The following is a 13,837-nucleotide window of genomic DNA, read 5'->3' as shown; positions in this document are numbered from 1 at the left end:
TGGCCTGTAGGCAAAGCATATCAACAGCATGGAATGATGTCGTGTGATTAATTCAGAATTTGCTGTAGACAAGAGCATTCACGCCAAAACAGCAGGGTTTGGGCGTGAATAGCGCGGGTTTAGCCTTTCGGGATCTGGATTTTCTTTTCATCACTCTGACGGAACATGATCATGACATGACCAATGACCTGCAATTTTTCTGCGTGTGTTTCGCGTACAATGGCATCCATGATCAACGACTTCTCGTCGCGATCATCGGTCGGCACTTTGACTTTGATCAGTTCGTGATGGCTCAGGGCGTTTTCGATTTCTGCCAGCACGCCTTCTGTGAGCCCGTTGCCGCCCAATTGAACGACAGGTTTCAATGAATGGGCCAGCCCTTTGAGATATTGCTTCTGCTTATTAGTTAACTTCATTAAGAACGATTTCTTACAATTAAATTTGTATTTACACGGTTGAAAAGCGTTATTCTAGCGCCATCTTGAGCATATGCCTATCAAGAAACGGTATTGAAGGAAAAAAAAGCGACTTTCGGGAAGTGTTCAACAGGAGGCACATAGGTACAAGGGCCGTCAGAGTGACGCCTTCAGAGATCGGTGCTGTGTTACGGTGTAACGATGAGAGCGGGTGTGATGCCCAGCCACAGTCCGTTGATCAATCTGCTTGTGACAAACGTAATTACACGGGATAGATGGAAAGTCGGTTTCAGCAAAAGTCCGGGCCAGAGAGGGTTCTGAGAAGGTTTTGGTAACACCCAGGTTGTAGAGATGCACTGGGCGTTTTAGCCACGATGGACGTGGTGAAAAGAGGTGTACCTGATATTTCGAAGGCCGCGGGCCACGAAGTTTATCTGGTAGCGACCGGTTTTAAACTGTAGTAGTCTTTCAAGGAAAGGCTCTACGGAGCAGATTTAAGTTAACAGAGGTTAATAGCGTTGAGCGACATGGCGAAAAATTTGATCCTGTGGTTAGTGATCGCAGTGGTATTGATGTCGGTATTCCAGAGCTTCTCACCCGGTGAGTCAAGCCAGGTACAAACCGACTACACAACCTTCATTAAAGAAGCGAACAACGGCATGATCCGTGAAGTTCGTATCGACAGTGATGCCCGTGAGATCCGCGGCAAGAAACGCACTGGCGAGACGTTCACAACGTACATTCCTTATTTTGATGAACAACTGGTTTCAGATCTGATTAAAAATGACGTGAAGATTCTGGGTAAGCCACCCGAGCAGCAGTCGTTCCTGGCCACTATCTTCATTTCCTGGTTCCCCATGTTGCTGTTGATTGGTGTGTGGATTTTCTTCATGCGCCAAATGCAGGGCGGCGGTGGCCGCGGTGCCATGTCATTTGGTAAAAGTAAAGCGCGCTTGCTGGGTGAAGATCAGATTAAGACCACCTTTGCAGATGTCGCCGGTTGTGATGAAGCGAAAGAAGACGTCGCTGAATTAGTGGACTTTCTGCGGGATCCGACCAAGTTCCAGAAACTGGGCGGGAAAATTCCCAAAGGTGTGTTGATGGTAGGTCCTCCCGGTACCGGTAAAACACTGTTGGCGAAAGCCATTGCCGGTGAAGCCAAAGTGCCATTTTTCACCATCTCCGGTTCTGACTTTGTTGAAATGTTCGTTGGTGTTGGCGCCTCTCGCGTACGTGACATGTTCGAACAGGCGAAGAAGTCTGCGCCGTGCATTATTTTCATCGACGAAATTGATGCCGTTGGTCGCCAACGGGGCGCCGGTCTGGGTGGTGGACACGATGAGCGTGAGCAGACCCTCAACCAAATGCTGGTCGAGATGGACGGCTTTGAAGGACATGAAGGCATTATTGTTATCGCTGCCACAAACCGTCCTGACGTACTGGATCCTGCGTTGTTGCGTCCAGGCCGTTTTGACCGTCAGGTGGTGGTTGGTCTGCCGGATATCCGAGGTCGAGAGCAAATTCTAAAAGTACATATCCGTAAAGTACCTGTTGCGGACAACGTAGAGCCCTCCGTGATTGCTCGCGGAACACCTGGGTTCTCAGGTGCCGATTTGGCCAACCTGGTCAATGAGGCTGCGTTGTTTGCCGCTCGTTCCAATAAACGTTTGGTCTCAATGGAAGAGTTCGATAAAGCCAAAGACAAGATCATGATGGGTTCTGAGCGTAAGTCGATGGTTATGTCCGAGGAAGAGAAGACCATGACTGCTTACCACGAGGCGGGTCACGCCATCGTTGGTCGTCTGGTGCCAGAACATGATCCGGTTTACAAGGTGTCCATTATTCCGCGCGGCAGAGCCCTTGGCGTTACAATGTACCTGCCTGAACAGGATAGGGTTAGTCACAGTAAACAACACCTTGAGAGTATGATCTCCAGTTTGTTTGGCGGACGGATAGCGGAGCAGATCATTTACGGTGATGACAAGGTCACCACCGGTGCGTCGAACGATATCGAACGAGCCACTGACATTGCCCGCAAGATGGTTACACAATGGGGCTTGTCCAGCAAAATGGGACCTATGCTGTACGCTGAAGAAGAAGGCGAAGTGTTCCTGGGTCGCAGCATGTCCAAGGCAAAGCATATGTCTGATGACACCGCGCGGGCCATTGATGCTGAAATCAAGTCACTGATTGACCGTAACTATGAGCGTGCTGAAAGTATTCTTCAAGACAACATTGATATTCTGCACGCCATGAAAGATGCGTTAATGAAGTATGAAACTATTGACGCCAAACAGATTGACGACCTCATGGAACGTCGTGACGTACGCCCGCCGGCGGATTGGGATGAATCTAAACAACGTGATGATGATTCGCCCACAGGTGGCGCGCCGGTTGGAAAAGACAACGAAGGTAAACAAGGCCCTTCAGTCGGAAAACCTGGCGACATTCCGGGTTAATTCCAAGGGTTAGGAACAAGGTCGACCGCAAACGCGGTCGACCTTTTTTATCACCTGTTAATACCGTGGACGCTTAGCTTTCATGCGCTTCAAAAACAAAACACTCTCGCTTGACCGGCCCCGCATCATGGGGATACTCAATGTAACGCCCGATTCTTTTTCAGACGGCGGCTTGTATCGCCAACGGGATGCTGCATTGTCACATGCGCAAGCCATGCTTGAGGCCGGCGCAGATTTTATCGACATTGGCGGAGAGTCAACCCGGCCAGGGGCCGCTGCTGTTTCAGAACAAGAAGAACTGGATAGGGTGATCCCAATCATCGAAGCGGTCGCCAACAACCTCGATGTGGTTGTTTCGGTGGACACCAGCAAAGCATCGGTGATGCGCGAAGCGGTTAAGGCCGGCGCGGGGCTTATCAACGACGTTCGGGCGTTACAGGAACCCGGAGCGTTAGACGCGGCTGTATCGAGCGGTGCTGCAGTGTGTTTGATGCACATGCAGGGCCAGCCACGCACGATGCAGACTGACCCTCATTACACGGATGTCACCAATGATGTGATGCAGTTTCTGCAACAACGCATGGTTGCTTGCGAAAAGTCTGGAATGAGTCGTGATCGCTTAATGGTTGACCCCGGTTTTGGTTTTGGCAAAACCCTGGAGCACAACTATCAGTTGCTGGCAGACCTGCCTTTGCTGCATCGCCTGGGTGTCCCTTTGTTGGTTGGCATGTCGCGGAAATCCATGATTGGACAGTTACTGAACAGACAGACCGAAGATCGATTGGCAGGTAGCCTTGCGGCCGCTACAATTGCGGCTATGTATGGTGCACACATCATTCGTGTGCACGATGTAAAAGACAGTGTAGATGCTGTGAAAGTGGTAAACGCACTCCCACATAAGGATAACGTATAATGGGTTCACGCAAATATTTCGGTACCGATGGCATTCGAGGCAAAGTCGGTGAGACCGCTATCAATCCGGAGTTTGTCACCAAGTTGGGCTGGGCAGCCGGTAAAGTACTGGCGGGTCAGGGCACCAATAAAGTATTGATCGGTAAGGATACCCGCATTTCGGGATATATGCTGGAATCCGCCCTGGAGGCTGGCCTTTCTGCGGCCGGTATCAACATCGGCTTACTGGGTCCAATGCCGACACCTGCCATCGCCTATCTGACCAAAACGTTTCGTTCCGAAGCCGGTATCGTGATTTCCGCGTCGCATAACCCTTACTACGACAATGGCATCAAATTTTTCTCAGCTGACGGGTTCAAGCTTGATGACGATATTGAACTGGCCATTGAACGCCAGATGGAAATGCCAATGGTCTGTGTGGCTTCAGATAAGCTGGGTAAAGCGTATCGTATAGATGACGCCGCAGGGCGCTACATTGAATTCTGTAAAGGCACATTTCCTTCCGACCTGTCCCTCAAAGGCATGAAAATCGTGGTCGATTGTGCCCATGGTGCGACCTACCATATCGCGCCAAATGTATTGTCAGAACTCGGTGCGGAAGTGATTGAGATCGGCACCAAACCTAACGGCCTGAACATCAATGAAAAGGTCGGTGCGACATCGATGAAGGCGGCCAGGGATGCGGTTCTTGAGCATCAGGCTGACATGGGCTTTGCCCTCGATGGTGATGGCGACCGTATTATGATGGTCGATCACCTGGGTAATGTCATCGATGGTGACCAAATTATCTACATTATCGCCCGTGATGCGCTCAAGTCGGGTCGTCTCAATGGTGGTGTTGTGGGTACTCAAATGAGTAATCTCGGCCTTGAGCTGGCATTAAACAAGCTGGGCATTGCGTTTGTGCGCAGCAAAGTGGGCGACCGCTATGTGATGGAAAAACTGCAAGAGCGCGGCTGGGCTATAGGCGGAGAGAATTCCGGCCATGTATTAAACTTGAACGTGGCGTCAACCGGAGACGGCATTGTTGCCGGTCTGCAGGTGCTAACGGCGATGTTGCGGGCGGATATGAGTCTGCACGAACTGAGCAAAGGGCTGGATATGTTCCCGCAAACGTTAATCAACGTACGTTTTGCCGACAGTGCCGACGATCCTCTCAAACATGTCGATGTTGAAGCCGCAGTAAAAACGGCGGAAGGGGCATTGGGCAAAGAAGGACGTGTACTGTTACGCAAGAGTGGCACTGAACCATTGATACGAGTGATGGTAGAAGCGCATCAGGAGTCGCTCAGTATTCAGTGGTCTGAGCATATTGCTGAGGTTGTGCGCAAAGTAGCCAGTTAAACACCGCGAGGCGGGTATTTTACTAATATCCGCTTGTATAATGTGGTTCGGTTAGTTAATATCTCGCCCGCTTTTCGCTGGGCTAAGGATGCAAAGGTGAACAATAAACGCCGTCCCTTGGTAGCTGGGAACTGGAAAATGAACGGAAGCGCTGGGCTGGCCGAATCAATGCGGTCAACCTTCGCAACGGCGCAACTGAACAAGGTTGATGTTGCTGTATGTCCACCGTTTGTCTTTTTACATGCGTTGGCAGATGCCAATGTTGCCCTGGGTGCACAGACACTGAGCGAGTATGAAAATGGCGCTCACACTGGCGAAATTTCGGCGCAGATGCTTAAGGCGTTAGACTGTCAGTATGTGATTGTTGGCCATTCTGAGCGTCGCGCTGACCAGCATGAATCTAACGGTCTGGTTGCCGACAAAGTTGCGATGGCACTGGCGGCAGAGGTCACTCCCATCTTTTGTGTGGGTGAACCGGAAGATATCCGCGACAGTGGTAATCTGTATGAGTACCTGGCCGCGCAAATCGATGCGGTTGTTTCGCATGTCGGCATTGATGCTTTTGAACATATGGTGGTCGCTTACGAACCCATTTGGGCGATCGGCACGGGTAAAACAGCAAGCCCGGAACAAGCGCAGGATGTTCATCGTTTTATTCGTGAACACCTCGCAAAAAATAACCCAGCTGTTGCTCAAGGGTTAAGAATTTTATACGGCGGTAGTGTTAAAAGCAGTAACGCTGCCGAGCTGTTCGGTCAACCGGACGTTGATGGTGGACTGATCGGGGGAGCCAGTTTGGATCCCGAAGAATTTTTGCGAATTTGCCAGGCGGCAGATTCCTGAATGCGAAGCTAGAGGCTTAACATGTTTTACGAAGTATTGATTGTTGTATATCTCATCGTCGCACTGGCGCTGATTGGTATGGTACTGATCCAACAGGGCAAGGGTGCTGACATGGGCGCATCGTTCGGTGGTGGCGGTTCCAACACCGTATTTGGCTCTGGTGGTTCAGGTAACTTCATGACCCGCACGACGGCTGTCCTGGCTACGTTGTTTTTCTTGATCAGCCTGATCTTGGGTAACATGACTGCCAGCACCGAAAAAGCCGTTGATGAATGGCAGAATCTTGAGGTTCCTGCAGAACCGCAACCGGCCACTGGTGATGTACCTGCGCAGGAAGAAACCCCTGCGGCGACAGACACAGACGTACCAAACTAATTAACGATTTTGCGGAAGTGCTGAAATTGGTAGACAGGCAGCGTTGAGGTCGCTGTGTGAGCAATCACGTGCGGGTTCAAGTCCCGCCTTCCGCACCATAAAATAAACCCGGCTTTGGCCGGGTTTTTTTATGTACACAGCGGACTTGAAGCCAAGACAGCGGGTTCACGAGCGCTGCCGGGAGCAGCGCCGAACGTCGTCGCCAGACGACGGTCAGGCTAGACGTTAATCGGAGTGTCGTCGCATTGATCCCGCGTCACTGTCTGTTTGTCCCTTCCTGTGCACCTTTTGAGCAATAGGGGCTGTTACTTTTGCTAAACAGCCGTATGCTAAACCATTCGTTATCGTATGGAGTGAACCAGGGTGCGTTGCATTTACATCATAATGTGGGTCGTCTTGCTCTGTGGGTGCGGCGGTGGAGGTAGCTCTGAGGAGCAAGGGCCCGTCCGGCAGGTGCCGGTCAACACGACCCCGCAAAGTGACGCTTTTTCACACCTGACCCCTCAGCAGGCGGGGATCGACCCCACGGCACTACAAACCGCTTTTGACAGTGCCCAGACACTCACCGCGCTGCGCTCGCTATTGGTGCTAAAAGACGGGGCTCTGGTCGCCGAAGCCTATTACAACGGTCAATCCGCTGCTTCACTACACCATGTTCGCTCAGTGACGAAAACCGTTGCCGCCTTGGTGGTAGGAATCGCGCTGGAAAAAGGGGTTATAGACAGTCTCGACGTGACGGTGGGCGAGGTCCTATGGCAAGCGTACCCAGACATGTCAGCTGAGGTGGCGGGCATACGAATACTGGATTTACTCACCATGCGCAGTGGTTTTACCTGGGATGAAGACGATGGCAGCTTGTTTGTCACCTGGAGCCAAAGCCAGGACCCGGTGAACTTTTTACTGTCTCGTCCGTTGGCAGAAACGCCTGGCACGACGTTCAACTACAACTCAGCAGCGGTGCATTTGTTGTGGGTTATGTTGGATACGTTAATGAACGGCAATATTGATGCCTTTGTTCAACAACACCTGTTCGAACCATTGGCGATCGATCACGTTGCATGGGAGCGTCTCGCAGACGGCCGTGTAAACGGTTCTGCCGGGCTGCAATTAAGGGCTGCTGACATTGCCAAACTTGGCGTCTTGCTGGCTGCAAAAGGGACCATTAACATCACCGGACAACCACGGCGTATCGTTTCAGAAGCGTGGATCCAGCAAATGGCCCAATCTCATGTGTCGTTCTCCGGCCCATCAGGGAATTATGGCATCGACGGATATGGTTATTTATGGTGGTTATCCAATCAACGGGAGAACCCCCATCAGGTCGCTGCAGGGTGGGGTGGACAGTACATTTTTACCCGCAGTGAAGGGCAATGGGTGATTGTTGCAACGAACCGCTACGATGTGAGTGCAAGCCAGGCCCAGCAACAGAGTGATGCAACCGGAAAAACCGTCATGAACGGGATTGTTGCCGCAATTGAAGACCCGTAAAAGGAGTGTGTATGCCGATAAGCAGTGTGTTGGACTATCTGCTGAGTAAACCTGACAGTGAGCAATGCTACCCGTTTGGGCCAGACGTTGCGGTGTTTAAGGTGGGAGGGAAGATGTTTGCAACCCTGTCCAGTGACAAAGACGGGCAGGCCAGTGTTAATCTCAAATGTGAACCTCATCAGGCGCTGTTATTGCGGGAGTTATTCCGCGCCGTTGTCCCTGGTTACCACATGAATAAGAAACACTGGAATACGGTCACCATCGACGGTTCTGTGCCAGCAGGCGAGGTCCAACGGATGATAGATCATTCTTATGCACTGGTGGTGAGTTCGCTTAAAGTGGCTGACCGAAAACGGTTGGTTTCGGTATACGGAGAAGAACAACTCGGGTTGGACAAACTGTGATCTCAGAGGCTTTGTAACCGCTGCAAAGTGGCCGTTTTTAAAGGCAATTAGTCAAATATCGGGGTAAATTTCACTGTCTCTTCCTTGCATCTGCCGTTATACTATGCGCCGCGTTTAAAAGCGAAAATAAAACATTTGAAAGGATTAATAGTGACTCCTATTACTAAAACTTTTCAGTATGGACAGCATACTGTAACTCTGGAAACCGGTGTAATTGCACGTCAGGCCACTGCTGCTGTAATGGCAAGCATGGACGACACTGCAGTACTGGTAAGTGTGGTGGGTAAAAAAGAAGCCAAACCCGACCAGAGCTTCTTCCCTCTGACAGTGAACTATCAGGAAAAAACTTATGCTGCGGGTAAAATTCCCGGCGGTTTTTTCAAGCGTGAAGGTCGCCCGTCAGAAAATGAAACATTGATTGCCCGTCTGATCGACCGTCCTATCCGTCCACTGTTCCCGGAAGGGTTCATGAACGAAGTACAGGTTGTGATCACCGTGGTATCCGCCAACCCTGACATTCCTACCGACATCATTTCGATGATTGGTACGTCTGCCGCATTGGCAATTTCCGGTATCCCGTTCAGTGGCCCAATCGGTGCCGCTCGTGTCGGATACAAAGACGGACAATACCTGCTGAACACCCTGGCATCAGAGCAACCCGAGAGTCAATTGGACCTGGTGGTTGCCGGCACTGAAAGTGCTGTTCTGATGGTTGAGTCAGAAGCCGACATCCTGTCTGAAGAAACCATGCTTGGCGCGGTTATGTTCGGTCATGAGCAAAGCCAGACCGTCATCAACGCGGTTAAAGAGTTCGCTGCAGAAGTGGGCACCGAGCGTTGGGACTGGCAGCCTCCTGCGCAGAACACTGATCTGAAAGCCAAGATCAAGGCTCTGGCAGAAGCTGATATGACTGCTGCGTACCAGATTTCCGACAAGATGGCGCGTAAAGACGCTGTCACTGCAGTGACAGAAAAAACCGTTGCAGCATTGCTTGAGGAAGATCCTGAGCTGGATACTGGCGAAGCCAACGAACTGTTGCACGAGTTGGAAAGTGACGTTGTGCGTTCTCGCATTCTGGCCGGTCAACCCCGTATCGACGGTCGTGAACCGGATATGATCCGTGCACTTGACGTAAATACCGGTATTTTGCCGCGTACTCACGGTTCAGCCTTGTTTACCCGTGGTGAAACACAGGCACTGGTAGCGGCGACATTAGGTACCGAGCGTGATGCGCAGATGATTGATGAATTGTCGGGTACCACCAACAGCCGCTTCATGCTGCACTACAACTTCCCTCCTTACTGTGTGGGCGAAACCGGCATGATCGGTTCTCCTAAGCGTCGTGAGATTGGTCACGGTCGTTTGGCTAAGCGCGGCATCCAGGCGGTTATGCCGTCGATGGAAGAATTCCCGTACGTCGTACGTGTGGTATCTGAAATCACCGAATCCAACGGTTCATCGTCCATGGCTTCTGTGTGTGGTACCTCGTTGGCATTGATGGATGCTGGTGTACCGATTAAAGCATCCGTTGCCGGTATCGCGATGGGCCTGGTGAAGAGCGATGACAATTTTGTGGTTCTGTCTGACATCCTGGGTGACGAAGATCACTTGGGTGACATGGACTTTAAAGTTGCCGGTACCAGCGAAGGTGTTACCGCACTGCAAATGGATATCAAGATCGAAGGTATCACTCAGGAAATTATGCAAGTTGCATTGAAGCAGGCTAAAGAAGCCCGCTTGCACATCCTGGGTGTTATGGATCAGGCTATCAGCGGTCACCGTGAAGAGCTGTCTGATTTCGCACCGCGTATTTACACCCTGAAAATTGATCAGGATAAGATTCGCGACGTTATCGGTAAAGGCGGCGCTATGATCCGTTCTATCACCGAAGAGTCTGAAACCAACATCGAAATTGAAGATGATGGCACCATTAAGATCTTCGCTACCGAACTGGCCAAAGCTGAAAAAGCGATCGAACGCATTGAGCAGGTAACTGCTGAAGTGGAAGCGGGTAAAACCTACCACGGCAAAGTTACCCGTATCGTTGACTTCGGTGCTTTCGTTGAGGTGTTGCCAGGTAAAGAAGGCCTGGTACACATTTCTCAAATCGCTCACGAGCGAGTCAATAAAGTGTCTGACTACCTTGAAGAAGGTCAGATGGTTGATGTAAAAGTGATGGAAATTGACCGTCAGAACCGTGTGCGTTTAAGCATCAAAGAACTGTTGGAAAAGCCACAGGCTGCTGACAACAGTGACAATCAGGAATAATCGGGTTTATCCCGTGTAAAAAGGGAGCTTCGGCTCCCTTTTTTGTCATTGCGAAACGGAGCGTTAATAATGAACCAACAAACAGCAATCGAAATTGAAGCCGCAACCTTCAGGCGCTTCTTAAAGCATCTGGATGACAACAAGGATGTGCAAAATATCGATTTGATGATACTGGCCGATTTTTGCCGAAACTGCCTGGCCAAGTGGTATAGTGCAGAAGCAAAGGAGCGTGGTGAAGATATAGACTACGAAGCGGCCCGGGAGCGCATTTACGGGATGCCCTACAGTGAATGGAAAGACAACTATCAATTGCCGGCAACAGAACAACAAATGCAGCAGTTTGAAGCCCGTCAACAAGCCAAGAAAAAAGGCAACCCGTAGGTTGCCTTTTTTGATCCGGCGGGAATTATCAGAACGCCGCTAATTCTGATCGCATTCTACGACTTTATTGCGTCCGGATTGCTTTGCACTGTACAACGCTTTGTCGGCCAGATTGACCAGTTCATCCAGTAAGGTTTCATTGGTGAGGTGAGCGACACCCACACTGGTGGTCAGTGTTAACGGGCCTTTGGGAGTGTCAATGTGCAGGTCAGCGATTTCCTGGCGCAACCGATCGGCGGTTTGCATCGCTTCTTCTTTGCTACCACATAACAGCAAGGAGAATTCTTCTCCGCCGATACGGCCGAACACATCGGAATCCCTTAATTTAGAACCGATAGCTGTTGCAAAGGCGCGCAAGGCTTCGTCTCCCATAACATGACCGAAATTATCATTGATGCTTTTGAAATGGTCGATGTCAAACATCAATAAGCTAAAGGTGATGTCACTGGTTTTGCAACGCTGTAGCAAGCGTTCAGATTCGGCAAAGAAGCTACGCCGGTTTCGGGTACCGGTCAGGGCGTCTGTGCGGGCTTCCTGTTCTGCTTTGTGTTTGGCTTGTTCAAGATCACGGGTGCGTTCCATGACAAGCTCCTCCAATTCCGCTTTGGAGCGCTCCAGGTGTTCGGTGTAACGCTGCTCAGCACGGTCCTTTTGGCGTCGTAAACCGCGCACTTTTACGCCCATGGCTGCCATGATGACGACCATCTCGGTGTAGCTTGCAAATGGCGGCCAGTAGTAGTTAAAAAAGTTGTGTTCTACCAAACCTATATCGCGCAAGGCCTGAACAACAAGGCCTATGACCAGAAAACTCCAGGCCAACGCGAAAACCGCTGCCTCTTTGGAACCCTGGATCCAGCGACGAATACCAATCACTGACATCACCGGATACAGCAGTAAAGCGATGGTGATGGAAACGACGGTAAGGGTGGTGAGTTTAAAGATGGCGCAGACAAACAGAAAAATCGCGTTTGCCATCATCAGCAGCAACACCCAATCTAAGCGCGGGGTGTGCTCTTTGGTTTGCAGGAAGTTGCGTGCAAACAACAAACCGAAAAATATCGTGATGGCCCCGGTCATTGACATGTAGCTCCAATGGAACCCCGTGGTCAGAATAAACTGATGGGTGAAGCCCAGTATGGTTGCCCACGCGGTGATTTTTGACAATGAATAGAACGAGTAGATGTAGAAAAACCGTTCACCGGTTGCGATACCACCGACAAAGGCAAATATTGACATCAGGAAGAAGCCACCGAGCAAAAACGCAATCGCACTGGTTTCGATGGTTTGGGTGGCGCGCAGGTGGTTTGGCTCCCATACGCGCAATGCCGGAAAGGTAAAACCCATGCCATCGGAGATGTACTTGATGTAATAGACACGGCTCTGGCCGGCAGGAATCTGGGTTTCGAACACAAACCGATGGTGTGGATACTGCCGTGTACTAAAAGGCTTGCGCAGGGATAAATCGGCAATTTGCTCAAACATGCCGGCATTGTTGCCTTGTGCAAACGCCTGGATCCCAATCACCTGATGATCAACATACTCCAGGTGCAGGGTCAGTGGAGTGCGTTCGGTGTTGTGCAGTGTAAAGCGAGCCCACACGGCACCCTGACGCAATCCGGTCGACCCTTTGCTGGACAAGGGTGAAAATTCGCCGTTGTGCCATGCCGTGTCTGCTTGTTGCACGGTCAGTTCATTGCTCGGGTCAAACCACACGGACATGTCATTGATGGTGCTGTCGCCATCACTGTGACGATTGACATCAACCGAGGCGAAAGTGTCTGTGCTAGCCAGTACACTCAACAGCAGCAATATGGGTGTAGCTATCTTCTTGATAGTAAACATGAAATGCTGGAATTCTTGTTTTACATGCATGATACTTCAGTGGAATAAAAAATTTACCCGTCGGTCTAACGTCGGCTGTGTCGTGAAGAAAGACCGTCAATCCAGGGTAACAATGACTGATAATGTGCTGTAGCGTACAGGAGAAGGGGCGTTTTGCCTATGAAAAAGACAGGCCTTAAAGGACGTGCAAGGGGCATTTTTAAGTGCGTAATCAGCGCTGGGCTCGTTTGTGCCGGGTTTGTGCTACTGGTCGGATGTAACAACAATACCGAGGTCGAAACACAAGCGGTGGACTTCCACCGTGTGCATTGGTACGCAAAACGTGCAAATGCAGCTTATGATGACCCGGCTGCGATCAGGGAAGCTTTTCCGGATACGGTGCACGTGGCGACGGTTGAAGGTATCGATGTACAGTACTTTATCGAGCACCCGAATGCACAACAACAAATCATTAGTATCAGAGGGACTTATAACCTCGACAACGCGAAAGAGGACGCCGAATACTTACAGTCGTTTAACTCGACATTGGGTATATACGTTCATGACGGCTTTGATCGTGACGCGCAAAAGGTTCTTGATGATCTTCGGCCGTTCCTGCAAGCCGATCGCGAGGTGGTACTGACCGGCCATTCGTTGGGCGCAGCCATTTCTACGTTACTGATGATGTACCTGGATAAAGAGGGCTTCAGGGTGGCGCCATCAATCAATTTTGGCCAGCCGAAAGTGACAGACAAAGCCGGGATTGAAAAATATGCGCACCTCAGATTAATGCGTGTGGTTGATGAAAATGATGTTGTCCCTCTGTTACCGCCGCTCAGCGTACTTGACTCTTTACATGGTGCGTATGCGCACATGGGAACTGAAGTGATTCTGCTAGAGGGAAAATTTTACGTCTACGAAGACATGCATTTACAGCGTTTAACCCATGCAGAGTCATTCTGGGACAATATTACCGACGTCAGTGTAAAAGCGCATTTTATGAAACATTACCTGCACAACATTAACAGTAAGTTGCACCGGTCGGAACCGATCGCCTACGCACAGCGCAAACAATACATCGACAATTAATCATCAACAGGCAAACAATAACAATAACAGCCTAAGG

Annotated in this window: 12 protein-coding genes and 1 tRNA gene; 11 read left to right on the top strand and 2 right to left on the bottom strand. The window is 50.5% G+C overall.

Features of this window, described 5'->3' with window-relative positions:
* Nucleotides 1–119: 119 nt before the first annotated feature.
* Entirely contained in the window at nucleotides 120–416 is a 297-nt protein-coding gene (yhbY, locus tag LJ739_RS06040) for a ribosome assembly RNA-binding protein YhbY (protein WP_229158053.1), read from the bottom strand.
* Between the two features lie 518 nt (nucleotides 417–934).
* On the opposite strand from yhbY, the gene ftsH reads away from it, so the two are divergent.
* The 10 genes from ftsH (at nucleotide 935) to LJ739_RS05990 (ending at nucleotide 10,890) form a co-directional block, all read left to right on the top strand.
* Entirely contained in the window at nucleotides 935–2,875 is a 1,941-nt protein-coding gene (gene ftsH / locus LJ739_RS06035; protein ID WP_229158052.1) for an ATP-dependent zinc metalloprotease FtsH, read from the top strand.
* Nucleotides 2,876–2,957: 82 nt separating this feature from the next.
* Entirely contained in the window at nucleotides 2,958–3,788 is an 831-nt protein-coding gene (gene folP / locus LJ739_RS06030; RefSeq protein ID WP_229158050.1) for a dihydropteroate synthase, read from the top strand.
* Nucleotides 3,788–5,131 carry a phosphoglucosamine mutase gene (gene glmM, locus LJ739_RS06025; protein ID WP_229158048.1) on the top strand — a complete coding sequence of 448 codons (1,344 nt, stop codon included), beginning with the start codon at nucleotides 3,788–3,790 and terminating at the stop codon, nucleotides 5,129–5,131. Before folP ends, glmM begins: the two co-directional genes overlap by 1 nt.
* Nucleotides 5,132–5,173: 42 nt before the next feature.
* Nucleotides 5,174–5,974 carry a triose-phosphate isomerase gene (gene tpiA, locus LJ739_RS06020; RefSeq protein WP_324254902.1) on the top strand — a complete coding sequence of 267 codons (801 nt, stop codon included), beginning with the start codon at nucleotides 5,174–5,176 and terminating at the stop codon, nucleotides 5,972–5,974.
* A gap of 21 nt (nucleotides 5,975–5,995) precedes the next feature.
* A complete protein-coding gene (gene secG / locus LJ739_RS06015; RefSeq protein WP_229158046.1) occupies nucleotides 5,996–6,349 on the top strand; it encodes a preprotein translocase subunit SecG in 354 nt (117 codons plus the stop codon).
* 11 nt (nucleotides 6,350–6,360) lie between these two features.
* Nucleotides 6,361–6,447 (top strand) — tRNA-Leu (locus tag LJ739_RS06010).
* 355 nt (nucleotides 6,448–6,802) lie between these two features.
* Nucleotides 6,803–7,837: a serine hydrolase domain-containing protein gene (locus LJ739_RS06005; RefSeq protein ID WP_229158044.1), complete on the top strand. Its 1,035-nt coding sequence runs from the start codon at nucleotides 6,803–6,805 to the stop codon at nucleotides 7,835–7,837.
* An 11-nt stretch (nucleotides 7,838–7,848) separates the two neighbouring features.
* Complete coding sequence (locus LJ739_RS06000) at nucleotides 7,849–8,241, top strand: MmcQ/YjbR family DNA-binding protein (RefSeq protein ID WP_229158042.1); 393 nt, start codon at nucleotides 7,849–7,851, stop codon at nucleotides 8,239–8,241.
* 150 nt (nucleotides 8,242–8,391) lie between these two features.
* A complete protein-coding gene (gene pnp / locus LJ739_RS05995; RefSeq protein ID WP_229158040.1) occupies nucleotides 8,392–10,509 on the top strand; it encodes a polyribonucleotide nucleotidyltransferase in 2,118 nt (705 codons plus the stop codon).
* Nucleotides 10,510–10,578: 69 nt separating this feature from the next.
* Entirely contained in the window at nucleotides 10,579–10,890 is a 312-nt protein-coding gene (locus tag LJ739_RS05990) for a DUF1244 domain-containing protein (protein ID WP_229158038.1), read from the top strand.
* Nucleotides 10,891–10,929: 39 nt separating this feature from the next.
* Here the strand turns inward: LJ739_RS05990 and LJ739_RS05985 are convergent, their stop codons facing one another.
* Nucleotides 10,930–12,762: a sensor domain-containing diguanylate cyclase gene (locus LJ739_RS05985; protein ID WP_229158030.1), complete on the bottom strand. Its 1,833-nt coding sequence runs from the start codon at nucleotides 12,760–12,762 to the stop codon at nucleotides 10,930–10,932.
* 129 nt (nucleotides 12,763–12,891) lie between these two features.
* Between LJ739_RS05985 and LJ739_RS05980 the strand changes: the two genes are divergently transcribed.
* Nucleotides 12,892–13,800 (top strand): lipase family protein, encoded by a 909-nt coding sequence (locus LJ739_RS05980; RefSeq protein WP_229158028.1) that lies wholly within the window; start codon nucleotides 12,892–12,894, stop codon nucleotides 13,798–13,800.
* Nucleotides 13,801–13,837: the final 37 nt, after the last annotated feature.

Source organism: Fluctibacter halophilus, from assembly GCF_020687825.1.
Lineage (GTDB): Bacteria > Pseudomonadota > Gammaproteobacteria > Enterobacterales > Alteromonadaceae > Fluctibacter > Fluctibacter halophilus.
This window is presented reverse-complemented; position numbering and strand designations above follow the sequence as displayed.

Coding starts and splice junctions, on each gene's coding strand:
- yhbY (WP_229158053.1), bottom strand. CDS start 416: ATGAAGTTAACTAATAAGCAGAAGCAATATCTCAAAGGGCTGGCCCAT.
- LJ739_RS05985 (WP_229158030.1), bottom strand. CDS start 12,762: ATGCATGTAAAACAAGAATTCCAGCATTTCATGTTTACTATCAAGAAG.
- secG (WP_229158046.1), top strand. CDS start 5,996: ATGTTTTACGAAGTATTGATTGTTGTATATCTCATCGTCGCACTGGCG.
- glmM (WP_229158048.1), top strand. CDS start 3,788: ATGGGTTCACGCAAATATTTCGGTACCGATGGCATTCGAGGCAAAGTC.
- folP (WP_229158050.1), top strand. CDS start 2,958: ATGCGCTTCAAAAACAAAACACTCTCGCTTGACCGGCCCCGCATCATG.
- LJ739_RS05990 (WP_229158038.1), top strand. CDS start 10,579: ATGAACCAACAAACAGCAATCGAAATTGAAGCCGCAACCTTCAGGCGC.
- LJ739_RS06000 (WP_229158042.1), top strand. CDS start 7,849: ATGCCGATAAGCAGTGTGTTGGACTATCTGCTGAGTAAACCTGACAGT.
- LJ739_RS05980 (WP_229158028.1), top strand. CDS start 12,892: ATGAAAAAGACAGGCCTTAAAGGACGTGCAAGGGGCATTTTTAAGTGC.